Raw genomic sequence first — 23,304 nt, forward strand, 5'->3', positions numbered from 1 at the left:
GCGGACCTACGGTTCTTGTATGAGCGAGACGACCACCGGGGGGACAGCCCGGACACCTGAGTTCCGCATGGCATCGGGGGTGATCGAGACCCTGCGCCAGGACCTCGTCACCGATGCCTTCGCCTACCGGCCGCTGCCGCTGCTGGAGGCGCCCGGGCGTATCGTGCGACGGCTTCCCGAGGCGATACGGCGTTTCTTCCCGTGGACGCAGTATGCGGCGGTGACGGTGCTGGCCTTTTTCGTCATGCTGCTCACGGCCTCTTCCCAGTCCAGCTCCCTCGGGGACGCCGGCGAGTTCCTCATGGGGGCGATAGCCGCGGCCCCGGTCCTCATGACGCTGGTGCGGCCGGTCGCCGCGTGGTGGGCGGCCGTCGCGATGACGGTGGTGCTTGCCGTCTTCGGCGGTGACGGGGACTGGCCGTGGGGTCCGGCCGCCTTCGTCGCGTACATCGCGGTCATGGTCCTGGTCACGCTGCGGACCGGGCCCCAGGTGGCGGCCTGGATGTGGACGCTGACGCTCGCGCTCGGCTTCGCCCTCTCGGTGCTGTTCAGGACCCGGTATGGGACGAACCTGCCGGAGATGGGGGTGGTCTCGGCCTTCGCCCTGGTGATCACGAGCAGCATCCACATACGCCGCCACGCCAGGGCCGAGGTGAGCGCGCAGCAGGAGGTCACGGCCGTCGAGCGGGACAAGCGCACGCTGCTGGAGGAGCGGACGACGATCGCCCGGGAGTTGCACGATGTCGTGGCCCACCACATGTCGGTGGTGGCGATCCAGGCGGAGGCCGCGCCGTACCGGGTGAAGAATCCGCCGCCGGAGTTGGAGGCCGCGTTCGTCACCATTCGGGAGAACGCGGTGGCGGCGCTCACCGAGCTGCGGCGGGTGCTGGGAGTGGTGCGCTCCGCGGACTATGAGGCTCCGGACGCCCCGCAGCCGACGCTGGCCTCGCTGGACGGGCTGCTGGCCAATGTGCGGGAGGCCGGGCTGAGTGTGGAGAAGACGGTCACGGGTGCGGTGCGGGAGTTGCCGCAGGGGGTCGAGCTGTCGGCGTACCGGATCATCCAGGAGGCCTTGAGCAACACGCTGCGGCACGCGCCGGGCGCGGCGGCGGCGGTGGAGGTGTCGTATGTGCTGGGCGGCCTGGGGATACGGGTGGTCAATGAGGCCGGGACCGGGGATGTGCGGCCTTCGCCTGGGGCCGGGCACGGGATCACCGGGATGCGGGAGCGCGTGGCCATGCTCGAAGGGGAGATGACGGCCGGCGAAACCGGGACGGGCGGGTACGAGGTGGCGGTGTTCATACCGGTGCCCGGCCGTCCGGAGCCGGGCCCGGTGCCGCAGGAGGGGGCGGCATGACGATCAGGGTGCTGATCGTCGACGACCAGATGATGGTGCGCGAGGGGTTCTCGGTCCTGTTGAACGCCATGGAAGGCATCGAGGTGGTGGGCGAGGCGGTCGACGGGCGGGAGGCCATCACGCAGGTGGCGGCGCTGCGGCCGGACGTGGTGCTGATGGACATCCGGATGCCGCACATGAACGGGCTGGAGGCGACGCGGGAGATCGTGGCCGCCGACACGGACGCGAAGGTGCTGGTCCTGACGACCTTCGACCTCGACGAGTACGTGTACCAGGCGCTGCGGGCGGGAGCCTCGGGGTTTCTGCTCAAGGACGCGTCGGCCCGTCAGCTGGCCGACGGCGTACGGGTGGTGGCGGCCGGCGAGGCGCTGCTGGCGCCTTCGGTGACCAAGCGGCTGATCGCGGAGTTCTCCAAGCTCTCCGAGACGCCGAAGCCCGCTGACCCGGCGGGGCTGGGCGAGTTGACGGAGCGCGAGAAGGAGGTGCTGGTGCTGATCGCGCAGGGGTTGTCCAACGGAGAGATAGCGGGGCGGCTGATCGTCGCGGAGTCCACGATCAAGACCCATGTCAGCCGGATCCTCGTGAAGCTGGGCCTGCGGGACCGCACCCAGGCGGCGGTGTTCGCCTACGAGACCCGGCTGGTGACTCCGGGATAGGGCAAGGCGGGCCGGGAGGTCCGGGCGCGGCCTCGGTCAGGCCCTGTGGGCAGTGCGGAAGCGGGAGGCGTAGGCGGAGGGGGTGGTGCCGAGGTGGCGGGCGAAGGCGCGGCGAAGGGATTCGTCGGTGCCGAGGCCGCTGCGGCGGGCGGCGACGGTGACCGGCTCGCCCTGCTCCAGGAGGATCCGCGCGGCCTCCAGGCGGAGGGTGTCCAGGTGCGCGGCCGGCGTGGTGCCGGTGTGGGCCTTGAAGAGGCGGGAGAGGTGGCGGGAGCTGAGGCCCGCGCGGCGGGCCAGAGCGGTGAGGCTGTGATCGGCCGCGGGATCGGCGGCCATGGCGTCGAGGAGGGGGCGCAGCACCGGGTCGCGGGTGGGTGAGGTGCGGGAGGCCGCGGAGAACTGCGACTGGCCGCCGGGGCGTTGCAGGAACACCACGAGGTCGCGGGCGACGCGGCGGGCGGTGTCGGGGCCGAGGTCCTGTTCGACGAGGGCCAGGCAGACGTCGATGCCGGCGGTGACTCCGGCGGAGGTGAGGACGGGGCCGTCCTGGACGTAGATGGCGTCGGGGATGACGGTGGTGCCCGGGTAGGAGCGGGCGAGGTCGGCGGCGTGCTCCCAGTGGGTGGTGGCGCGGCGGCCGTCCAGCAGCCCGGCCGCGGCGAGGGCGAAGGCGCCGGTGCAGACGGCGGCGACCCGGTCGGCGCGGGCGGCCAGCCGGGCGACGAGCTCGACCAGGTCGGGCCGGGTGCGGAGGGTGTCCAGGTCGGCGGGGCCGGGGACCACCAGGGTGGCCGTGCGGGAGACCGCGTCGGCCGGGAGGTCGGCGTCGACCCGCAGGCCGGTGGAGGTGCGGACGGGGGCGCCGTCGGGGGTGCAGACCTGGACGGCGTAGGGGCGGCCGGCGGTGGTGAAGACCTCCAGCGGGGCGGCGACGTCCAGGAGGCGTACGCCGTCGAAGGCGAGGACGGTGATCGTGTGGGTGCCCATGCCCGCACGGTAGCGGGGAGGGGACGGCACGGGACGGGTGTCCGGATGTGTGGGGTGCCTGGCTCTACGGACATGGCGGGCGGGACGGGTGCGCGGGGAGGCTGGAGGCACGTCGAGAGGAGCAGTGGTGGATAGGGAGGGGCACAGCGTGAGTCGGAACAGTGTGGGGGTGTGGGGGGACAGCGCCGCCGGGGTGGCCGTGCCGAGCAGCAGGCTCGCCGCCGAGGCGACCGAGCTGGTGCGGGACACCGCAAGCGAGTTGATCTACCACCACTCGCGGCGCGTGTACTGGTTCGGCAGTCTTCAGGGGCGGCGGCGGGGGCTCGCGTTCGATCCGGAGCTGCTGTACGTCGGGGCGATGTTCCACGATCTGGGGCTCGGGAAGGAGTTCCGGGCGAGCGGGCGGCGGTTCGAGGTCGACGGGGCGGACGAGGCCCGGCGGTTCCTGGAGCGCCACGGGATACCGGAGGGCGGGGTCCGCCGGGTGTGGACGGCGATCGCCCTGCACACCACCCCCGGGATACCGGAGTTCATGGAGCCCGAGGTGGCGCTGCTGACGGCGGGCGTGGAGTACGACGTCCTGGGCATCGGCTTCGGCGACATCGACGCGGCCGCCCGCGCCGAGATCACCGCGCTGCACCCGCGGCCGGACTTCAAGCGGCGCATCCTCCAGGCCTTCACCGAGGGGATCGAGCAGAAGCCGGAGACCACCTTCGGCAATGTGAAGGCCGACGTACTGCGGCACTTCGTCCCCGGCTTCGTCCCCGGGGATTTCGTGGAGGTGATCCAGGGATCCCCGTGGGAGGAGTGATCCGGATCTAGGCTGCGGGGATGGGCTTTGATCCGTGGGATGCCGCGTTCGTCGCCGATCCGTATCCGGCGTACCGGGAGGTGCGGGAGCAGGGGCGGGCCGTGTGGTGCGAGGCCACCGGGCAGTGGCTGGTGGCGCACTACGCCGATGTGAGTGCGCTGTTGCGGGACCGGCGACTGGGGCGGACCTATCTGCACCGGTTCTCGCACGAGGAGTTCGGGCGCGAGGCGCCGCCGCCCGAGCACGAGCCCTTCCACGTACTCAACGGAAACGGCCTCCTCGACCTGGAGGATCCCGCGCACGCACGGGTACGCCGGCTGGTGGCCAAGGCCTTCACTCCGCGGACGGTGGAGCGGCTGGTGCCCGCCGTGCGGCGGCTGGCCGGAGAGCTGGTGGGGCGGCTGCTCGCGGACGGGGGCGGGGATCTGCTCACCACGGTCGCCGAGCCGCTGCCGGTGGCGGTGATCGCGGAGCTGTTGGGGGTGCCGGAGGCGGACCGAGGGCTGCTGCGGCCTTGGTCGGCGGACATCTGCGGGATGTTCGAGCTCCGGCCGGACGAGGAGACGGCACGGCGCGCGGTGCGGGCGAGCGTGGAGTTCAGCGCGTACCTGCGGGGCCTGATCGCCGAGCGGCGCATGCGGCCCGGGGAGGATTTGATCTCCGGGCTGATCGCCGCCCACGATGAGGAGGGCCGGCTCAGCGAGCAGGAGGTGATCTCTACCTGCGTGCTCCTGCTGAACGCCGGGCACGAGGCGACCGTCAACACGACCACCAACGGGTGGTGGGCATTGTTCCGCAATCCCGGGCAAATCGACGGCCTTCGCGCTCATCCCGAAAAGTTGTCCACAGCTGTGGATGAACTAATGCGCTACGACACACCCCTCCAGATGTTCGAGCGCTGGGTGCTCGACGACATCCGGGTCGGGGACACCGTCATCCCCCGCGGAGCTGAGATCGCACTGTTGTTCGGGTCCGCGAACCGGGACCCGGCCCGGTTCGACGCTCCCGACACGCTGGACCTCGGACGGGCCGACAATCCGCACCTGAGCTTCGGGGCCGGGATCCACTACTGCCTGGGGGCGCCGCTGGCGCGGCGGGAGCTGGAGGCCTCCTTCGGGGCGCTGCTGGCAGACGGAGTCCCGCCCCTGCGGCTCGTCGAGGAGCCGCAGTGGCGGGACGGGTATGTCATCCGGGGGCTGCGGGAGTTGATCGTGGAGTTCTAGGCCCCTCGTCGTGTCGTCGAGCCCCTCCCCCGGCTACCCCAGGGGCCCCCAGGCCGGCGGGCCTTGGCGACGCTCGCTAGGCGAGCATGTCCCGGCGCCTCAGGGCCGCCAGGCCGGTTGCCGTGAAGGCCGCCGCCAGGGCGGCCAGGGTCAGCAGCGGGGCCCACGCCAGGGAGTCCGCGCCCGGGAGCTTGGGCAGGTGGGCGAAGGGCGAGAGAGCAGCTCCTGGGCTCGCGGCGGGACCGCTACGTGCTGCACAACGAGCTCTGGTACGAGACCTTCACGCGGCGGGACCAGGTGCTGACCCAGTGGGAGAAGACGCTGCGGGAGGGGGCAGCCGGTCTGGGGGCGCATTCGCCGGCCTGGGCGCGGGTCGCGGAGACGGCGGCGTTCTTCGAGTTCATGCAGAGCGAGATGCTGGGGCTGATGGAGCGGTGGCGGGTCCATCGGTCGACGCTGGGCCTCGATTGACGGGCTCAGGCCGCCCGCCGCCCGCCGCCCGCCGCCCGCGGGGCTCCGCCCCGGACCCCGCGCCTCAAAGGCCGGCGAGGCGGGAGTTACCCCGGCCCAGTACCCGGTGCGGCACAAGACCGGCCTCCGCCCCGCGCCCCGCGCCTCAGACGCCGGCGGGGCCGAGGTTGCCCCTGAGTGCGCCGGTGCGGGTACATGACCTGTCAGGTATCGATGGGGCCTGGTTGGTGGGGCAGGGCCAGGCTCCAGGCCGAGGGGTGGAGGGTCCAGGTGCGGCGGCGGACCGGGCCGGCCATGGCCGCGTCGGCGCGGTAGCGGAAGTCCGTGCCCGAGACCGTGACCGTTTTGGCCCGGATCCGGACCGCGCCGTCACCCGTGCGGACCATCACCTCCGCCAGGCCCCCGTCCTCGTGCGTGGTCACCGCCACGTCCTGGACCGGCCGGTCCACGTCCGCCAGCAGTTCCCCGTCCGCCTCCACCCGCAGCCGGTGCCCGGTGGCGGCAGCCGAGGGCGTCGGGCGGACCAGAGTGCGGACCAGGGAGCGGTACGCGCTCCACACCGACGGCCCGGCCGGCCGGGAAGGCGCCCGCACCGGGGCGATGCGCAGCGCGCCCAGGACCACCCCGTCACTGTCGTCCACCAGCAGGTCGCACAGCCGTACGCCGCCGTCCAGGACCGCCCGTGCCGCCGTGACCGCGGAGAGTGGGACCCCCAGCGACCGCGCCAGCCCCAGGGACCCCGCGGGCCCCACCGGCACCAGGGCCAGCGTGGCCTCCGCCAGCCTCCGCTCCCGGTGCAGGAGCCCCACGGTCCGCACCAGGGCCCGGTCGTCGCCCACGATCACCGGCCGCCGATGACCCCGGCGGGCAAGAGCCCGCGCAAATTCCTCCTGCGAATCCGGGAGGCAGATTTTCGCCGCAGCTCCGGCTGACAACACATCCTTCGCGATTCGCACGGACTCGCCGTCAAGACGGCGGGCGACCGGGTCGACGAGCACGAGCAGGCCGCCTACCGGCGCGCCCGCATGGCTCATGGTGGGCTCTGGAGCCGACACCTCGGTCCTTCCTCGGGTAGCATCTTTGTGCAAGAGGCCCTTGCGCTATTGCGCCAGGGCCTTCGTCTATTCCGGGGTACCGGTCCGACGGCTCAGCCTGCGGTGTACATCGTCGTACGCCCCCTGACCTTGGACATGCCCCATCCGGAAGAGGTGTACGCCTGTGCCCGCTCTTGTGCTGCTCGGAGCTCAGTGGGGTGACGAGGGCAAGGGAAAGGCCACCGACCTGCTCGGTGGATCCGTTGACTATGTAGTGCGCTATCAGGGTGGCAACAACGCCGGCCACACGGTTGTCGTAGGCGACCAGAAGTACGCGCTGCACCTTCTCCCTTCCGGCATCCTCTCCCCCGGATGCACCCCGGTCATCGGCAACGGTGTCGTCGTAGACCCGGCCGTCCTGCTCTCCGAGCTGCGCGGCCTCAACGAGCGCGGAATCGACACCTCCAAGCTGCTCATCAGCGGTAACGCGCACCTGATCACGCCGTACAACGTCACCCTCGACAAGGTCGGCGAGCGCTTCCTCGGCAAGCGCAAGATCGGTACGACCGGCCGCGGCATCGGCCCGACGTACGCGGACAAGATCAACCGCATCGGCATCCGCGTCCAGGACCTCTACGACGAGTCGATCCTCACGCAGAAGGTCGAGGCGGCACTGGAGGGCAAGAACCAGCTCCTCGCGAAGCTCTACAACCGCCGCGCGATCGACGCCGCCGCGATCGTGGAGGAGATGCTCCAGTACGCGGACCAGATCAAGGGCTACGTCGCCGACACCACCCTGATCCTCAACAACGCGCTGGACGAGGACAAGGTCGTGCTCTTCGAGGGCGGCCAGGGCACCCTGCTCGACGTCGACCACGGCACGTACCCCTTCGTGACGTCGTCGAACCCGACCGCGGGCGGCGCCTGCACCGGTACCGGTGTCGGCCCCACGAAGATCAGCCGCGTCATCGGCATCCTGAAGGCGTACACGACCCGCGTCGGCGCCGGCCCGTTCCCGACCGAGCTGTTCGACCAGGACGGCGAGGACCTGCGCCGCATCGGTGGCGAGCGCGGTGTGACCACCGGCCGTGACCGCCGCTGCGGCTGGTTCGACGCGCCGATCGCGCGTTACGCCACCCGCGTGAACGGTCTGACGGACTTCTTCCTCACCAAGCTGGACGTGCTGACCGGCTGGGAGCAGATCCCGGTCTGCGTCGCGTACGAGATCGACGGCAAGCGCGTCGAGGAGCTCCCGTACTCGCAGTCGGACTTCCACCACGCGAAGCCGATCTACGAATACCTCCCCGGCTGGTCCGAGGACATCACCAAGGCCAAGACCTTCGAGGACCTCCCGGCGAACGCCCAGGCGTACGTCAAGGCCCTGGAGGAGATGTCGGGCGCCCCGATCTCCGCGATCGGCGTCGGCCCGGGCCGCACCGAGACGATCGAGATCAACTCGTTCCTCTAGGCGGTACCGGTAGGAACCCCGAAGGGGCGGTGTGCGCGTGGCGCGCACCGCCCCTTCGCCGTGTCCCGGGCCGGTTCGTCCCGTAGACCTCAGAGCGCGATGATCCGGACCCGGTCCCCGCACAGTGCCGTCATGTCCTCGACGTCGGAGGTCAACATGATCACCGGCCCGGGCTGGCGCAGCGCCATCTCGGCCACGGTCGCGTCGATCGCGTATTTGTGACCGTGTAGCCCCACTGCCTTGAGCAGGCGCGACGCCGCCTTCGCCGCCGCCTCAGTGACCGGCTCCACCTTGCATCGCGACAGGGCCCAGTCCAGTTTTGCCGGATTCAAGCGCGAGTGACTCACCTCCACGATCGTGTTGGCGCACACTACAAAATCCGCTCCCATCGAGTGATACAGCGCGAATCGCGAGGCCACCTTGCGATCCTGCTCGATCCAAGCGGAGAGCCCTTGAGAGTCGAGCACAACAGTCTCGACCGGCTGGCTCACGCGGCGCTCGCCGTCTCACCGGCTTCAGGCATGGCGGAGAGCTCGGCTCTCGCTGCGGCCAGCTCTTCCTCCGTGAACGCGCCGTGCTCCTCCTGGTAAAGGCGAAGGTCTTCGCTCAGCAACCGGTGCCGGATCTGGCGGGCGACGGCCTCGGCCACGTACCCGGAGATGTTGTCCGTCATCTTCCGGAGCTCCTCCACCTGCTCGGTGGGCAGCGTCACGGTGATACGTGTAGTCCCTGACATGATGCGAGCATACTTCGATATGCGGAGCTAGGGGGCGGCTTTCCTCGGATTGCCAGTGCTGTGGCCGCATAGGTTCGCCGTGTTGGTTGGTCATGGCAGACCGAGTCCTACCGGCTGCTGCCCCAACCACACCGTGCAGACCCGGGCCCTGCACGCCTGCCTGCGCTGGCGCAACAACAACGTCCGCCACCGCGGGGTCCTGGCCGCCGAACGCGAGGAACGCGCCCGCATCCGCAGCAGCGAGAAGGGCATCCGCTGAGGCGGACGCCCCAAAACGCGGCCTGAACGACCCGGCGAACCTACGCGGTCACAGCCCGGCTGGAGCTGCTAGCGCAACCACAATGACCGTCAGGAAGAAAAGCACCACTCCTCCGTGAATGACCATTCCGACAGCCGTCTGGATCTTGAAGGCCCTGCTCAGTGGCCCGCGACGCCGGCCAGCGGCCCAGCACGTCAACCACAGTCCCGGCACCCCGACGACGAAGGACCCGAAGCCCCCGAGCACCGCCAGCCAGCCCACATCCGTCTGCGCCCCCAGCAGCCATGCGAGCAGGCCGAGCGCCTGGGCGAGGAGTAGCCGGCGGGCGCGGGACAGCGGACCGCGGGGGACTACGGCCCGCGGGGGCCGAGGCGGTCGCGGGGGCACGAAGGCGGGCTGTTGCGCCAGTGCCGTCGGGGCGGGTTCTTGCAACGCCGCGCGCATCGATTCCGCGTCCGGGTAGCGCAGGGCGGGGTCCTTCGCCAGGGCGCGGGCCAATACGGCCTCCACCGCTGGGCCTGCCGCGATGCCCAGGGAGGCAAGGGTGGGCGGCGGAGCGGTGAGGTGCAGGTAGCCGATCGCATAGCGGGAGTCCGCCTCGAAGGGGAGCCGCCCGGCGAGCATCTGGAACAGCATCACACCGACCGAGTAGAGATCGGAGCGGCCGTCGATGTCGGAACGGCCCAGCACCTGCTCGGGTGACATGAAGTGCGGGGTGCCGATCAGCCGGCCGGTTCGCGTGAGGGCCGTCCCGGTCCCCTCGGCGGCCCGCGCGATGCCGAAGTCCGCCACCTTCGCCGTCCCGTCCGCCGCCAGCAGCACGTTCCCCGGCTTGATGTCGCGGTGGACCAACTTGTGCGCGTGGGCCACAGCGAGCCCGGCCAGCACGTGCGAGGCGAGATCGAGAGCCTGCGCCACCGGCAGGGCGCGCCGTGCGCGCAGCAGATCGGCGAGGCTGGGGCCGTCGACGAGTTCCATCACGATGTACGGGACGGGCTCGTCCCCCATGTCGTGGACCGCCACCACATGCGGATGGCTGATGGCGGCCATGGCCTGCGCCTCACGCCGGAACCGGGCCGGATACCCGTCGTCGAAAGACAGGCCGGTCCGCATCGCCTTGAGCGCCACCATCCGGGCCAACTTCGTGTCGTAGGCCCGGAAGACCACAGCCATGCCGCCGCTGCCGAGCTTCGCATCGATCCGGTAGCGGCCACCGGCCAGCGTCGCTCCGGGTCCTAATGTGTCCCCCACAGGCCCGATCATGGCACAAGCCACCTACGTGCAGGCGAAGTCGGCCAATTGTCCCGGCGGAGCCCGTTGATGCGAGGGGGGAAGCAGCCCAGTGTTGTGACCGCATCGATGCGCGCTCCAACCGCCAACCCGGCGAACCTATGCGGTCACAGCACTAGGCCCCGGGCCCTGCGGGTGACGCAAGGGGCCGGGGCCGTCGGGGTGCGGGGGCTACTGGCCGTCTTCGAGTGCCTGTCGGGCGGCGTCGTGCAGGCTGTCCGTGAAGTCCGAGAGGTCCGACAGGGCGTTGGGGGACTCTTCGGCGCCCCAGGTCTCGTCATTGGAGAAGGGGAAAGTGCCGAGGGCGTCGACGCTCGAAAGGCCGGCGACGGTGTCGGTGATGCCGGAGGTGTCGTCCGCCTCGGCGGCGGTGGCCATGGGGGCGGCTGCGGAGACGGCGGCCAGGGCGAGGGCGCCGGCGGCCAGCATGCTCTTGATCTTCATGCCGTACTCAACGAAGGGCCCGGGCGGACGTCACCGAAAAAACCTTCCGGCAACCTGTCACATCTGTGTGCACCCATCCGTCAGTGCAGTGAAGGCCGACGCAGACGGCACCGGCCACCACCCACGGAGACGACAACCATGGAGATCAACACCGCCCCCCGGATGGCCGACCCCACCCAGTTCGTCCCCGAGATGGCCGACATCAGCGCCGCCCTCTTCCGGGCCACGGGCAACCGCTCGGTTCCGCGCGTCACGATGAGCCTCGTCCACCTGCGCGCCGGGCAGATCGTCGGCAACACGTACCTGACGATCCTGAACACCAGCTTCCTCCGCAAGGCCGGAGAGTCCGAGGACCGCATCACGGCCGTCTCCTCCTGGCAGGACGCCCCGTACTTCACCCCGGCCGAGCGCGCCGCGCTGGCCCTGGTGGAGGCCACCCTCCAGCCGGCCCCGCACGGGCGTGAGCGCGTCACCGACGAGCTGTACGCGGAGGTGGCGAAGCACTACGACGAGAAGGCCCTCGCCACACTGATCATCGCGATCGGCCAGATCAACTTCTTCATCGCCCTGGCCGTCATCGGCAAGCCGACCCCGGTCTTCTCACTGGCCGAGCAGCAGTGGGCCTGAGACCGCCCAGCCGGCGAAGTCGGCCCAGGCCTTGCCGGCCAGGGTGAGGGTGGGGCCGGGGTTCTTGGAGTCCCGCACGTGCATCGCGTGCGGGCACCCTGCCACCTCGACGCAGTCGCCACCGTTGGGGCTGCTGTAGCTCGACTTTTGCCAGTCATAGGCCACCTCGATGCAGGCGCCGCCACTGGAGTCGCTGTAGCTGGACTTGAACCACCGCAGGGTGCTGCTCATTGCTGTTCTCCTGCCAACCGCTCGATAAGGCCCAGCGATTCACGTGGGCCCAAGGCCTGTGCGCGGATCTTCGCATACCGCTGGGAGTACAGACTTACCTTGGCCGGATTGCTGAGCAACAGGCTTTCGTCCTGCTGTTCCATGTAGACCCGCCGTTCATGCCGAGGGGTTTCGACGAGAGCCAAACCTCCGCTGGTACCCGCATGTTCGCCCGAGAACCCACAGTCGAGCGGGACCACCTGGACGGTGACATTGCGGCGCTGCGCAAGGGCGATCAGATGCCGGTACTGGGCACGCATGACGGCCCTGCTTCCGATGCCCCGGAGCAACGCCGCCTCATCCACGATGAACTCGATGAGCGGCAAAGGGTCACGGTCGAAAAGCACCGTCCGAGCCATCCGGCCTTCGACCAGCTCCTCGATCCGCTGCTCCGAGAGGACCGGGTAGCCGCCCGCGAACAGAGCCCGGGCGTAGTCCTCGGTCTGGAAGATTCCGTAGATCACCCGCGTCTCGAACAGATACAGGCTCAGAGCTTCCTGTTCCAGCACGAAGAAGTCCTGGAAGTACTCCGGGAACGTGTCCAGCTGAACCAGCTCCCGTGCCACCTCAAAGAACCCGAGCCCGCCCCGATCACCGCCTCCAGCTTGACCAACATCTCGTCGCTGGCCGGCTGCGCACAGGTCTCCAGCGCGCTGATGGCTGCCGCCGAGTAGCCCACCATCTCGCCCAGCTCCTTCTGGGTCAGCCGCTCCCGCTCTCTGAACGCCTTCGCCAGATGCGACACGAGGCGGGTTGCCCCACCCGCCGCTTCCTTGTTGGCCGACTTCGCCAAGTGATCACCCCTGGACTCAACCGAACTCAACCGAACTCAACCAGCGCAGCCCGAATTCCTACCGTTTCGGCAGTCGAGCCCGCGCTCTGGAAAACGGTAGACCTGAGCCACCACCCTTGACCCATGAACACTGAAAGTGACGGGGCCAACTCCCGTACGCCCAGCTGGGTTCCAACTGTCGGCATCTCAATGCGCAAGGCAGGAATGCTATTTGACGCAGTACGTGTGGACGGTGACACGGGACGGGACCTCGCCGACCTGCTCGGGACGCTCACAGGGGGTGACCCCGGGCCGATCATCACACAGGCCAACGGGCGGCGGCCGACGTACTTCCTGATCCCGGTCGGCGGCGCCGCCTACCGGGTCTGGCCGACCGGGTTCACGCGGCTGACCTCGGGGGCGTTCCGGACGAGCTACGTGCCCGTCCCGGAGGCGGACGGGTGCTGGCCGCTCGGGTGGCGGTGGCCGCCGCGCGGCGAGGACCGGTTCGTCCACGCGCTGTTGCTGTACCGGGCCGCCGGGCTCTACCAGGCCAGTTGCGAGATCTCCTCCGAGACCACCGCACAGGCGTCCGCCGCCGGGTCGATCAGCGGGAAGTGACCGACCCCGTCGAGGAGGGTCAGGCCGACCATCTCCCCCGCCTTCGCGGCCGCGGCCACGTACGACTCCGCCACCCGCGCCGGGACCACGATGTCCTCGCGGCCCTGGACCACCGCGGTGGCGATGCCCGTAGGAAGCAGGGACGCCGGGTCGGCATAGGGGAGGCGGGCGGCGAAGTGTTCGGGGCCGCCCAGCAGCTGGGCGGAAGCACCGCCGCAGACGCCGAGTTCCTCGGCCACCGCGAAGTCCGCGATCGGGGCCAGCGCCACCACGCCGCGCAGCAGCGGCGGGGAAGGCAGCCTCCACGGGGACTCGTACGGGAGCCGGTGGCGGGCCGCCGCCCACAGGGCGAGGTGGCCGCCGGCCGAGTGGCCGGTGACGACGGTGCGGCGGACGTCGGCGGCCGGGAGGGCCGTCGCGGCCAGGCCCGGCAGGGCGTCCATCGCGGCGGCCACGTCGTCGAAGGTCTCCGGCCAGCGCCCGGCGACCGGGCCGTCGGCGTTCTGGCGGGGGAGGGAGCTGCCGCGCCGGTACTCGACGTTGGCGACGGCGAAACCCTGGCGGGCCAGGAAGCCCGCGAGGGGGGTGATGTGCTGCCGGTCATACGGCGCCCGCCACGCGCCGCCGTGCAGGACCACGACGAGGGGGGCGGAAGCGGGGTCCTGGGCCTCGCCGCGCGGGGCGTAGAAGTCGACGACCTGGTCGGGGTGTTCCCCGTACGCGGCGGTCGCGTCCGGCGCGACCGCCGGATGGGAGAAGGCCGAGGCGGCCTCGGCGGCGTCCCGTTCCACGGCGGCGGGGTCCGTCATCGGCTCAACCTCTCGGTAACGCGTGGGACAGCGGGGACAGATGTTCCGGGGGACCGGCAGAGCGGGACCGTATCAGGCTGGAACGGGGCGTTCCGTGCGGGGTCCGGGATGCGGGAAGGCGGGCGGAGCCGTAGCCCCGCCCGCCCGGCGATGTGACGTTTCGCTACCGGGTCACCCGAAAATGTGACCCAGTGTGCGCGCGGCGCGCTCGGCGTCGGCGAAACCGACGTACAGCGGGGTGAAGCCGAAGCGCAGGACATCGGGGGCGCGGAAGTCGCCGATGACGCCGCGGGAGATGAGTTCCGCCATGACCTCGCGGGCGTTGTCGGTGCGCAGGGAGATCTGGCTGCCGCGGTGGGCGTGGAGGGTGGGAGTGACGGATTCGACCGTGCCCGGGGGCACGTACGCCGCCACGCATTCGAGGAAGAAGTCGGTCAGGGCGAGGGACTTGGCGCGGACGGCTTCGACGGAAACCCCGTCCCAGGCGTCGAGCGCCGCCTCCAGGGCCAGCATGGACAGGATGTCCGGAGTGCCGACGCGCCCGCGGGCCACGCCCGGGGTGGGGACGTAGTCCGGGGTCATCGCGAAGGGGTCCGCGTGGCCGTTCCAGCCGGGGAGGGGGGAGTCGAAGGCGGCTTGGTGGCGGTCGGCTATGTAGAGGTAGGCGGGGGCGCCGGGGCCGCCGTTGAGGTACTTGTACGTGCAGCCGACGGCGAGGTCGACGGCGTGGGCGTCGAGGCCGACGGGGAGGGCTCCGGCGGAGTGGCAGAGGTCCCAGACGACGATCGCCCCGGCGGCGTGGGCCGCGGCGGTGAGGGCGGGGAGGTCGTGGAGGCGGCCGGAGCGGTAGTCGACGTGGTTGAGGAGGACCACGGCGGTGTCCGGGCCCATGGCGTCGGCCGCGTGGGCGGGGTCCACCGGGGTGACGGTGAGGCCCGTCATGCGGGCTGCGGACGCGGCGATGTAGCCGTCGGTGGGGAAGGTGGCGGCGTCGACCAGGAGCTTGGTCCGGCCGGGGGCCGCCGCTTCTGCCAGGCGGGCGGCGCCGACCAGGGCCTTGAAGAGGTTGACGCTGGTGGAGTCGCCGACGACCACCTGGCCGGGGGCCGCGCCGATGAGGGGGGCGAGCTTGTCACCTATGCGCTCGGGGGCGGTCCACCAGTTGCTCTCGTCCCAGGAGCGGATGAGGAGGTCGCCCCATTGCCTGCGGACCACGTCGGCGGTGGTGTCGGGGACGGTGGCGGGGAGGGCGCCGAGGGAATTGCCGTCGAGGTAGACGACTCCGTCGGGGAGGGTGAAGCGGGCGCGGAGCTTGGCGAGGTCGTCGGCCGCGTCGAGGGCCTCGGCCCTCGACGCCAGGTCGGCTGGGCGGGGGCCACGGGGGCTCCGTCCCAGACCCCGCGCCTCAAACGCCGGCGGGGCTGGAATTGCCCCGGCCGGGTGGGCCGGCGGGGTCGGCCGCGGGGGCGTGGTCGGGTCAGACATGGCTGCGCGCCGTCCAGAGTTCCGGGAAGACGTTCTTCGTGGCGCGCTTCTCCAGCCAGGCCACGCCGGCCGAGCCGCCCGTTCCCGTCTTCGCGCCCATCGCGCGGCGGGTGGCGACCAGGTGGTCGTTGCGCCAGCGCCAGACCAGTTCGGCCACGTCCGTGAGGACCTCGCCGAGGCGGTGGAGGTCGAGGTGCTCGTCCGGGGTGGCATACAGGGCCGTCCAGACGGCCTCCACCTCGGGCGAGGACTCGTAGCGCTGGGAGAGGTCGCGGTTCAGGACGGCGGCCGGGACCGGGAGGCCGCGGCGGGAGAGGAGGCGCAGGACCTCGTCGTAGAGGCTGGGCTCTTGGAGCGCCTTCTCCAGCTCCGCGTGGACGCGCGGCGCGCCGCGGTGCGGGACCAGCATGGAGGACGACTTCTCGCCGAGCAGGAACTCCATCCGGCGGTACATCGCCGACTGGAAGCCGGAGCCCTCGCCGAGGGCGGAGCGGTAGGCGTTGAACTGGCCCGGGGTGAGCTGGGCGAGGGGGCGCCAGGAGGAGTTCAAGGCCTCCAGTTCGCGGAGGGAACGTTTCAGCGCGTCCATGGCGACCGGGAGGTCGTCCTTGCGCAGGGCCTCCGCCGCCGTCTCCCACTCGTGGACGATGACCGTGAACCACAGCTCCATGACCTGGGTGGTCACCAGGAAGACCATCTCGCCCGGGTCGTCCGAGCGGAGGTGCTGGAGGTGGGTCAGGACGTCCGCCTGAACGTAGTCCTCGTACGGGGTCGTGCCGGCGAAGTCGAGGTTCGGGGTGTCCGAACCGCCGACTCCGGAGGCATCAAGGGTGTTCGACATCGCTGTCTCCTCGACACGTGCTTCCGGGTAGCGGTCCGCTCCTTCCGGTGAGGTGAGTGGAGCCCCGGTCCCCTGCCCGCATCGTAAGACACGGGTGGGTCGGGGCTCCAGCGGGGAGTGGGGTACGTCACATTCCGCTTTGTGGCTGCCTCAGGCGTTCAGTACGTCCGCCGCCGTCTCGGAGGAGTCGCGCAGGAAGGTCGAGCAGCGCTCGTACTCCTCCTTCTCGCCGATCGCCTCGGCGGCGCGGGCCAGGGCGTGCAGGGCGCGGAGGAAGCCGCGGTTCGGCTCGTGCTCCCACGGGACCGGGCCGTGGCCCTTCCAGCCGGCGCGGCGCAGGGCGTCGAGACCGCGGTGGTAGCCCGTACGGGCGTACGCATACGACTCGACCGTGCGGCCGGCGGCGAAGGCCTCGTCGGCGAGGGTCGCCCAGGCGAGGGAGGAGGTGGGGTGCGCGGCCGCCACCTCGGCGGCGGGGGTGCCGGCGGCCAGGGCCTCCCGGCCGGGCTCGTCGGGGAGGTGGGTGGGGGCGGGGCCCCCGAGGAGGTTCTGGTGAATGGACATGTCCCTAGTCTGGCCGACGGGGGTGGGGGCGTGTCCCTGAACGTGCCAGGGCCCTGTCCGGGCGGGCCGCTACGGGGATCGGCGGTGGCCCGCCCGCGGCTCCGCCCCGAACCCCGCGCCTCCCACGCCGCCGCGGCTGGAACGGTCCGCCTGCCTGCACCAGGCGCCGGAACAAGAACAGGTGCGCCCCGCACCCGCGCCTCAGACGCCAGGGCTGGGTTGAGTCGGTGATGGAGCGTCAGGCGGCTGCGGCGGACAGGCCCGTCGAGGAGTTCCAGCACGGCGAGCGCGCCTGTCCCGTGGGTTCGGGGCATGGCGAAGACCCCCCGGGGCGGGGGTTCCCGGGGGGCCGATCAGGGGGCGGCCCTCAGGCTGGACCCGACACCGCGGGCCGCCCGGTCACGCCAGGGAGGGCGCCGGAGCTCCGCGCAGCGGGGAGCGGCGCAGCGCCCTGGCGGTGACCGTGGCACCGCGTCCGAAGTCCGCGCGGAGCACGGCGGCCGGCTCCCGGTATGTTTCGCCCCTCCCGGCGGGCTCGCGGGAGGCGGCACGGGCCCCGCACGAGGGGTACGGGACGGGGCGGGCGGCCGTACGGGGGGCCTCCCCCGGCGGGACCGCCCCGCGGAGCCGGCCCCAGCCGGAGTCCGTTCCCCGGAGGCCGGGGAAGGGGGACGGTTCGGCCATTCCGGAGTTCGGTGCACGGTGCCGCCCGAGGGCGAGTTCGGCCTCCACCCACTGCTCCGCGACCGCCTTGCGGGTGGCCTCCAGGTCCGCGATCCGCTCGCCGAGACGGGGCCCGGGGGTCACCCCGTCGAAGGCCGGGCCCTTCCAGAGCCGCAGCGCCCCGCGCAGCCGGCGCGCCGCCGACTCGTGGTCCCCGCAGGCCATGGCGCGGCATCCGGCTCCCGCCTCACGGGCGAATTCATGGAGGTCAGACCGCCCGTCGCCGGTGTCGAGCAGATATCCGCCGGAGGTCTCGACCAGGACCGACTCCGCGGTGCGGCGCCCACCCGGGGCGGCGACCGCGGTGAGCCGCCGGCGCAGCAGGCCCACGCAGGAGTGCAGGGCCGCGCGCGCGTGCTCCGGCGGCACGAGCACGGCGAGTTCCTCGGCGAGGACGGCGACGGGCACCACCTGGTCGGCGTGCGCGGCCAGCATGGCCAGAACCTGTCGCGCGGGCGGCGTGGCGGGCGCGAGGGAAACACCGTTCTCGCGGACCTCCAGCCCTCCGAGCACGTCAATCTCCACAGTCTTCTCCCAGGGGCAAGGCAAGGCAGGGGTCCGGTCAGCGTGAACCCGAAAAAAGAATACCCGGGATTTTGTTTTTGGCTACCGATCACGGCGAGCCCTGCCGGTGACGCCCGGCACACCCCGAAAACACGCGGTCCCCCGCCCGGGAAGGGCGGGGGACCGTGAGGGAGGAGAGGCGGGGCCGGGATCAGCCGGCGATGGCCGTCTCGACGGCGCGGGCGGCCAGCGGGGAGTCCGAACAGTCGCACAGGTGGGCGCCGTTCGGGCCGTGCAGCGCCCTGCCGCCGCGGCCGGGCGCGGTGTCGAGCCGGATCGCCACCGCCGATACCACCAGGCTCGGCATCACGCTCGTATAGAGCGCCGACACCTCGTGGTCCAAGTCCAGACCCAGGGTCTGGGACATGACGTTGAGGCCCGCGAAGGCGCCGACGATCAGCCGCGAGGGCCCGGCCGGATCCACGTGCGAGAGCAGCTCGCCGCGCTCCTTCGCCTCGCCCAGGAGGGCCGTGTGCAGGTCGATCCACCCCTGGTAGGGCGCGGCGCGGTCCAGCGCCCGGCCGTTCTGCTCCAGGGTGAGCCGCGCGCTGCCGCGCATCAGCACGTCGTGCTGGAGGCGGTGCGAGAAGATCATGCCGATGTCGACGAACTCCTGCGCCTTGAACTCCTGCGGGGTGAAGGCCGGGTCGATCCCCACCTGGGCGTCTATGACCGCCTGGGCCAGGTCTTCCTTCGAGTCGAAGTGGAAGTAGAGCGCGCCCTTGGTGACGTTGGCGAGTCTGACGATGTCCGTCAGTTTGGCCGCGTCGTAGCCGCGGTCCTCGAACACCACGGCGGCGGCTTCCAGGATCGCCTGGCGGGTGCGCACGGCACGGTCCTGCTTCGCCTGCGGTCGTTCCGTCCTCATGTGTACCTGTCCCTCTCCATGCCCCCGATCGACCGGCAATACATGCCCCCGGGTACGTACTGATGAGTAAAGTTTCACACCATCGTGAAGCCCCCGTCCACCGGCATCGTCACCCCCGTCACGAAGGAGGCCCGGGAGCTGCACAGCCAGGCGGCCGCCTCGGCGATCTCCGCCGGCTCGGCGGTGCGCGGCTGCGGAGTGGCCTCGTGCAGCCGCTCCTCCATGCCCGGTACGGCCGCGAACCACTCCTCGACCACCTCGGTACGGGTGGTGCCCGGGGCCACCGCGTTGACCCGGACGCCCTGCGCCGCGTACTCCGCGGCGGCGGCCTTGGTCAGGCCGATCACCGCGTGCTTGGCGACCACGTAGGGCGCGGCCACCGGGGTGGCCAGCAGGCCGGCGACGCTGCTGTTGTTGACGATCGTGCCGCCGCCGGTCTTCAGCATCGCGGCGATCTCGTCGCGCAGGCAGTTCCACACCCCGCGCACGTTGACGTCCATGATCCGGTCGTACAGCTCGTCGTCCATCTCGTGCAGCGGCGTGCGGCCGGTCCCCCAGCCCGCGTTGTTGAAGGCGCAGTCCAGCCGCCCGAAACGGCTCACGGCCAGGTCCACGGCGCGCGCCGTGTCCTCCCGGCGGGTCACGTCGGCCACGGCGTACTCGACGTCCGCTCCGGCGGCGCGCAGTTCCCCCGTGAGCTCCTTGAGCCGGTCCTCGCGGCGCGCCACAAGGACGATCCGGGCTCCCTCGCGTGCGAACACCCGGCCCGCGGCGGCGCCTATGCCGCTGCTCGCGCCCGTGATCAGCGCGACCTTGCCCTCCAGCATGCGCTCCCCTGCCATGACTCTCCTTCTTACGACGGTGCGGTGACGGTTCCCGGGCATACCGGCTTACCGGCATACCGGCTTACGGCTGTCAGGCGGCCCAGGCGAGACCGGCGGCGGCCTCCCCGTCGAGCACGCGCAGCAGGTCCTCGTCGATCTCGTCGAGCGAGCGGACCAGGTGCCGTACGCCGACCTCGCGCATGAGATGCCCCTGGTGGCCGTGCTCGAAGGGACTGGGGTGCCCGATGAAGGGGACCCGCAGGTCGCGGGCGGCCTCGGAGACCCTGGCGACGTCGTCGATGAAGAGCACCTGGTCGTAGTCGAGGCCGAAGGCGTCCACGGTGATCTCGCGGATGCCGGGGCGGAAGTCGTTGGTGCAGATGTAGCGCGGCTCGTCGAAGAGGTGCGCGAAGTGGCCGAGGCAGGCGTCGAAGTGGCTCGTGTCGAGGCCGCCGTAGCAGACGGTGCGCAGGCCGAGGGCGCGCAGCCGGTGCAGCAGGGCCTCCGCGCCCGGCAGTACCCGCAGCGGGTGCTCGGCGAGGTAGGCGGCCCGCTCCTCGAAGTAGACCTCCAGCACCTTCTCCGGGGTCCAGTCCAGCCCGGCGGCGGCGCCGAGCGCCCGGGCGGCCGTGGTCCGGGACTGCGAGAAGACCGCGCGCTCCACGTCCGCGCCGTAGGTCCCGCCGCGACTGGTGACGAAGTGGTGGATCACCGGGCTGAAGGTGTCGTTCAGCAGGACCCCGTCGATGTTCACGGCGGCGAGCCGCAGGTGCTCCAGCGGGCGGACGTGCCGGAGGGCGTGCATCGGTCTCCAATCGGCGGGGGCCCGGGCGGTGGCAGGACGCGGTGCGCCGCTGAGGAGACGCGGTAGCCGTGGGCGTCCGGGGGCCCCCAAAAAATACTCCCGGGTACGCGGCTGCCGCTGAGCAAAAAGATACCCGACGCCGCCCCACAAACCCGCCGTCGGCCGAAAACCAACGCCGCACGCCCGGACCGCCTTTGCCAGCCGCTGACCTGCGAGAATGCCTACTGGAGGCAGCCATTCCACTACTCCCCGTGGTGTGGTTTGCGTCACTTTCAGACCCAGAGGTCCTTGGTGATCAGGTAATCCTCTCTCTGACAAGCAAACCCGGAAGTACGTACTTTGCGTAAGGCAAGTAGTGCGGCTCGGCTTTCGGCCATGATCTCGAGGGACTTCATGATCACGACCTTGGAACCGACGGACGTCCTCGCCAACGTGACCTCCCCCACCGGCGATTGCCGGTGCCCGGGCCGGCAGGAAGGGGGGCTCACCACCACCGTCCCCCGCGAGCTCGTGCACCGCGCGGCCCTCGCCGAGGTCTTCCTGACGGGCATGTGCCGTCCCGCCGAGGACCGGTTCCACGTCACCGCGCAGCTCCCGCGCGGCCACAGCTTCTTCGCACCGATCGCCGGAACCCACTACGACCCGATGCTGATCTGCGAGACCATCCGCCAGGTCGGCTCGTACGTCGCCCACGAGGCCTTCGACGTCCCGCTCGGCCACCAGTTCCTGCTGTGGGGCCTCGACTACACGACCGTCCCCGAGAACCTGGTGATAGGCGACACGCCCGCCGGCCTCGACCTCGACGTCGTCTGCACCGAGGTGCGCCGCCGCGGCAGCCAACTCCAGGCGCTGCGCTACCGGGTAACGGCGCGTCAGGGAGATGCTGTGGTGGCCACCGGGGACGTCGGCTACCACGTCGCGTCGCCCGCCGTGTACCGCCGGCTGCGCGCCGGACAGCTGGACCGGCGGCCCGAGCCCTCGCTGCCCGCGAACCCGCTCCAGCCGGCCCAGGTCGGCCGCGTCTCCCCCTTCGACGTGGTGCTCGCCGCCGCGCCGCAGCAGGGCACCGGCGCCACCTGGCAGCTGCGGTACGACACCCGGCACCCGGTCCTCTTCGACCACCCGGGCGACCACCTCCCGGGCATGGTGCTCCTGGAGGCCGCCCGCCAGGCCGCGGTGGCACTGACCGCGGCCCCGGCCGTCCTGCCGGTTTCCGTGACCAGCACGTACCAGCGGTACGCGGAGTTCGGCGCGCCGCTCTGGATCCGCGCCGAGCGCATCGGCCGCGCCCGGGTCAAGGTCGCCGGCACGCAGAACGGCGAGGAGGTCTTCGAGGCCCTCGTCGGCACCGGCGTGGTCGATGCACTGCCGTACGGCATGACGGCGTGACGGCATGACGGGGTAAGGGGTTCCCGGGCGTCGGGGGGCGTCGCGGGGAACGGGGGGATTCAGGGAAAGCCGAAGGGCCCGGCCGTCGTCGTGAGACGGGGCCGGCCCCTTCGCCGCGGAGTGCCGCGGAGTGCCGCGGAGTGCCGCGGAGTGCCGCGGGACTACTTCAGCTTGGTGCCGGTCGAGCGCAGGTTCGCGCACGCCTCGGTGACACGCGCCGCCATGCCCGCCTCGGCGGCCTTGCCCCAGGTGCGGGGGTCGTACTTGGACTTCGTGCCGACCTCGCCGTCGACCTTCAGGACACCGGCGTAGTTGGTGAACATGTGGTCCACGACCGGGCGGGTGAAGGCGTACTGGGTGTCGGTGTCGAGGTTCATCTTCACGACGCCGTTCTCCAGCGCGGTGGCGATCTCCTCGGCCGTGGAGCCCGAGCCGCCGTGGAAGACGAAGTCGAACGGCTGGCTGCCGGCGGCCTGGCCGTACTTCTCACCGACGCCGGCCTGGAGGTCCTTGAGGAGCTCGGGGCGCAGGACGACGTTGCCCGGCTTGTAGACGCCGTGGACGTTGCCGAAGGAGGCGGCCAGCAGGTAGCGGCCCTTCTCGCCCAGGCCCAGGGCCTCGGCGGTGCGGATCGCGTCCTCGACGGTGGTGTACAGCTCGTCGTTGATCTCGTGGCTGACGCCGTCCTCCTCGCCGCCGGTCGGGGTGATCTCGACCTCGAGGATGATCTTCGCGGCGGCGGCCTTGGCGAGCAGCTCCTGGCCGATGGCCAGGTTGTCGGCCAGGGTCTCGGCGGAGCCGTCCCACATGTGCGACTGGAAGAGCGGGTTCAGACCCTTGGCGACGCGCTCGGCGGAGATGTCGAGCAGCGGGCGGACGTAGCCGTCCAGCTTGTCCTTGGGGCAGTGGTCCGTGTGCAGCGCGACCGTGATGTCGTACTTGGCGGCGACGATGTGCGCGAACTCGGCCAGGGCGACTGCGCCGGTGACCATGTCCTTGTTGTACTGACCACCCAGGAACTCCGCACCACCGGTGGAGATCTGGATGATGCCGTCGCTCTCGGCCTCCGCGAAGCCGCGCAGCGCAGCGTGCAGGGTCTGGGACGAGGTCACGTTGATGGCCGGGTAGGCGAACGTGCCTGCCTTCGCCCGGTCGAGCATCTCGTTGTAGACCTCGGGGGTTGCGATGGGCATCTGTCCGCTCCTTGGATGTGCGGGGAGTGTGCTTATTGCGGGCCCTGACCTGGGGGCGACGTCACCGTCGCGCCTATCTTTCCAGACTCCGCCCGACACTCCACCCCTGCTGTCCACAGTGCGAGCCGAACGGGCCGGGACGTTTCACGTGAAACATCCCGGCAGCCCGGATAAGAGCAGGTCAGGACCTGTTCCGGGAGGTCCGAGGCCGTT

Annotated in this window: 24 protein-coding genes and 3 pseudogenes; 10 read left to right on the forward strand and 17 right to left on the reverse strand. The window is 71.2% G+C overall.

Going from position 1 to position 23,304, the window contains the following annotated elements:
• The first annotated feature begins 19 nt into the window (after positions 1-19).
• Positions 20-1,357: a sensor histidine kinase gene (locus J7E94_RS10515; RefSeq protein ID WP_215014317.1), complete on the forward strand. Its 1,338-nt coding sequence runs from the start codon at positions 20-22 to the stop codon at positions 1,355-1,357.
• A complete protein-coding gene (locus J7E94_RS10520; protein ID WP_215014319.1) occupies positions 1,354-2,013 on the forward strand; it encodes a response regulator transcription factor in 660 nt (219 codons plus the stop codon). Before J7E94_RS10515 ends, J7E94_RS10520 begins: the two co-directional genes overlap by 4 nt.
• A 36-nt stretch (positions 2,014-2,049) precedes the next feature.
• Here the strand turns inward: J7E94_RS10520 and J7E94_RS10525 are convergent, their stop codons facing one another.
• On the reverse strand, positions 2,050-3,000 hold the full coding sequence (locus J7E94_RS10525; RefSeq protein WP_215014321.1) for a GlxA family transcriptional regulator: 951 nt from the start codon (positions 2,998-3,000) through the stop codon (positions 2,050-2,052).
• A 148-nt stretch (positions 3,001-3,148) separates the two neighbouring features.
• Between J7E94_RS10525 and J7E94_RS10530 the strand changes: the two genes are divergently transcribed.
• The 3 genes and pseudogenes from J7E94_RS10530 to J7E94_RS10540 form a co-directional block, all read left to right on the forward strand.
• Positions 3,149-3,811 carry an HD domain-containing protein gene (locus J7E94_RS10530; protein WP_308344839.1) on the forward strand — a complete coding sequence of 221 codons (663 nt, stop codon included), beginning with the start codon at positions 3,149-3,151 and terminating at the stop codon, positions 3,809-3,811.
• Between the two features lie 20 nt (positions 3,812-3,831).
• Complete coding sequence (locus J7E94_RS10535) at positions 3,832-5,034, forward strand: cytochrome P450 (protein WP_215014323.1); 1,203 nt, start codon at positions 3,832-3,834, stop codon at positions 5,032-5,034.
• 213 nt (positions 5,035-5,247) lie between these two features.
• A pseudogene (locus J7E94_RS10540) lies at positions 5,248-5,505 on the forward strand (MarR family transcriptional regulator); the annotation flags it as partial.
• A gap of 203 nt (positions 5,506-5,708) precedes the next feature.
• Here the strand turns inward: J7E94_RS10540 and J7E94_RS10545 are convergent.
• The gene (locus tag J7E94_RS10545; protein ID WP_215014403.1) at positions 5,709-6,539 is read right to left on the reverse strand and encodes a diacylglycerol kinase; all 831 of its coding nucleotides are present in this window, start codon (positions 6,537-6,539) and stop codon (positions 5,709-5,711) included.
• Positions 6,540-6,723: 184 nt separating this feature from the next.
• Between J7E94_RS10545 and J7E94_RS10550 the strand changes: the two genes are divergently transcribed.
• Positions 6,724-8,007, forward strand: a complete 1,284-nt coding sequence (locus tag J7E94_RS10550) for an adenylosuccinate synthase (RefSeq protein ID WP_215014325.1) — start codon at positions 6,724-6,726, stop codon at positions 8,005-8,007.
• Between the two features lie 89 nt (positions 8,008-8,096).
• On the opposite strand, the gene J7E94_RS10555 is transcribed toward J7E94_RS10550, so the two are convergent.
• Positions 8,097-8,498 carry a DNA-binding protein gene (locus J7E94_RS10555; protein ID WP_215014327.1) on the reverse strand — a complete coding sequence of 134 codons (402 nt, stop codon included), beginning with the start codon at positions 8,496-8,498 and terminating at the stop codon, positions 8,097-8,099.
• The gene (locus tag J7E94_RS10560; RefSeq protein ID WP_215014328.1) at positions 8,495-8,743 is read right to left on the reverse strand and encodes a type II toxin-antitoxin system CcdA family antitoxin; all 249 of its coding nucleotides are present in this window, start codon (positions 8,741-8,743) and stop codon (positions 8,495-8,497) included. The genes J7E94_RS10555 and J7E94_RS10560 overlap by 4 nt, the downstream gene beginning before the upstream one ends.
• Before the next feature lie 121 nt (positions 8,744-8,864).
• Here J7E94_RS10560 and J7E94_RS34360 point away from each other — a divergent pair.
• Positions 8,865-9,002 (forward strand): annotated as a pseudogene (locus J7E94_RS34360) (IS630 family transposase); the annotation flags it as partial.
• A gap of 48 nt (positions 9,003-9,050) precedes the next feature.
• Here the strand turns inward: J7E94_RS34360 and J7E94_RS10565 are convergent.
• Entirely contained in the window at positions 9,051-10,265 is a 1,215-nt protein-coding gene (locus J7E94_RS10565) for a protein kinase (protein WP_215014330.1), read from the reverse strand.
• A gap of 198 nt (positions 10,266-10,463) precedes the next feature.
• A complete protein-coding gene (locus J7E94_RS10570; RefSeq protein ID WP_215014332.1) occupies positions 10,464-10,736 on the reverse strand; it encodes a hypothetical protein in 273 nt (90 codons plus the stop codon).
• 138 nt (positions 10,737-10,874) lie between these two features.
• On the opposite strand from J7E94_RS10570, the gene J7E94_RS10575 reads away from it, so the two are divergent.
• The gene (locus tag J7E94_RS10575; RefSeq protein ID WP_215014334.1) at positions 10,875-11,363 is read left to right on the forward strand and encodes a carboxymuconolactone decarboxylase family protein; all 489 of its coding nucleotides are present in this window, start codon (positions 10,875-10,877) and stop codon (positions 11,361-11,363) included.
• On the opposite strand, the gene J7E94_RS10580 is transcribed toward J7E94_RS10575, so the two are convergent.
• Together J7E94_RS10580 and J7E94_RS10585 are read right to left on the reverse strand one after the other, a co-directional pair.
• A complete protein-coding gene (locus J7E94_RS10580) occupies positions 11,337-11,594 on the reverse strand; it encodes a DUF397 domain-containing protein (protein ID WP_215014336.1) in 258 nt (85 codons plus the stop codon). The genes J7E94_RS10575 and J7E94_RS10580 overlap by 27 nt on opposite strands.
• Positions 11,591-12,426, reverse strand: a pseudogene (locus J7E94_RS10585) (Scr1 family TA system antitoxin-like transcriptional regulator). The gene J7E94_RS10580 and the pseudogene J7E94_RS10585 overlap by 4 nt, the downstream one beginning before the upstream one ends.
• Before the next feature lie 225 nt (positions 12,427-12,651).
• Between J7E94_RS10585 and J7E94_RS10590 the strand changes: the two are divergent.
• Positions 12,652-13,026, forward strand: a complete 375-nt coding sequence (locus tag J7E94_RS10590; protein WP_308344843.1) for a hypothetical protein — start codon at positions 12,652-12,654, stop codon at positions 13,024-13,026.
• Here J7E94_RS10590 and J7E94_RS10595 read toward each other — a convergent pair.
• From J7E94_RS10595 to J7E94_RS10630, 8 genes are all read right to left on the reverse strand, one after another.
• On the reverse strand, positions 12,951-13,835 hold the full coding sequence (locus tag J7E94_RS10595; RefSeq protein ID WP_215014337.1) for a S9 family peptidase: 885 nt from the start codon (positions 13,833-13,835) through the stop codon (positions 12,951-12,953). The two genes, J7E94_RS10590 and J7E94_RS10595, sit on opposite strands and share 76 nt — an antisense overlap.
• A gap of 171 nt (positions 13,836-14,006) precedes the next feature.
• Entirely contained in the window at positions 14,007-15,320 is a 1,314-nt protein-coding gene (kynU, locus tag J7E94_RS10600) for a kynureninase (RefSeq protein ID WP_215014338.1), read from the reverse strand.
• Entirely contained in the window at positions 15,313-16,161 is an 849-nt protein-coding gene (locus J7E94_RS10605) for a tryptophan 2,3-dioxygenase family protein (RefSeq protein ID WP_215014339.1), read from the reverse strand. Before J7E94_RS10605 ends, kynU begins: the two co-directional genes overlap by 8 nt.
• A 150-nt stretch (positions 16,162-16,311) precedes the next feature.
• Entirely contained in the window at positions 16,312-16,725 is a 414-nt protein-coding gene (locus J7E94_RS10610) for a DUF3151 domain-containing protein (protein ID WP_215014340.1), read from the reverse strand.
• Positions 16,726-17,124: 399 nt separating this feature from the next.
• Entirely contained in the window at positions 17,125-17,973 is an 849-nt protein-coding gene (locus J7E94_RS35365; RefSeq protein ID WP_215014341.1) for a BTAD domain-containing putative transcriptional regulator, read from the reverse strand.
• A gap of 190 nt (positions 17,974-18,163) precedes the next feature.
• Positions 18,164-18,880, reverse strand: a complete 717-nt coding sequence (locus J7E94_RS10620; RefSeq protein ID WP_251056444.1) for a ScbR family autoregulator-binding transcription factor — start codon at positions 18,878-18,880, stop codon at positions 18,164-18,166.
• Positions 18,881-18,954: 74 nt separating this feature from the next.
• Positions 18,955-19,722, reverse strand: a complete 768-nt coding sequence (locus J7E94_RS10625; protein ID WP_251056445.1) for an SDR family NAD(P)-dependent oxidoreductase — start codon at positions 19,720-19,722, stop codon at positions 18,955-18,957.
• A 73-nt stretch (positions 19,723-19,795) separates the two neighbouring features.
• Positions 19,796-20,509, reverse strand: a complete 714-nt coding sequence (locus J7E94_RS10630) for an HAD family hydrolase (protein WP_215014342.1) — start codon at positions 20,507-20,509, stop codon at positions 19,796-19,798.
• Between the two features lie 393 nt (positions 20,510-20,902).
• Between J7E94_RS10630 and J7E94_RS10635 the strand changes: the two genes are divergently transcribed.
• Entirely contained in the window at positions 20,903-21,898 is a 996-nt protein-coding gene (locus J7E94_RS10635) for a ScbA/BarX family gamma-butyrolactone biosynthesis protein (RefSeq protein ID WP_215014343.1), read from the forward strand.
• A gap of 161 nt (positions 21,899-22,059) precedes the next feature.
• Here the strand turns inward: J7E94_RS10635 and fbaA are convergent, their stop codons facing one another.
• Positions 22,060-23,091, reverse strand: a complete 1,032-nt coding sequence (gene fbaA, locus J7E94_RS10640; protein WP_215014345.1) for a class II fructose-bisphosphate aldolase — start codon at positions 23,089-23,091, stop codon at positions 22,060-22,062.
• Positions 23,092-23,304 lie beyond the last annotated feature (213 nt).

Source organism: Streptomyces sp. ISL-94, assembly GCF_018614075.1.
Taxonomy (GTDB): Bacteria; Actinomycetota; Actinomycetes; order Streptomycetales; family Streptomycetaceae; genus Streptomyces.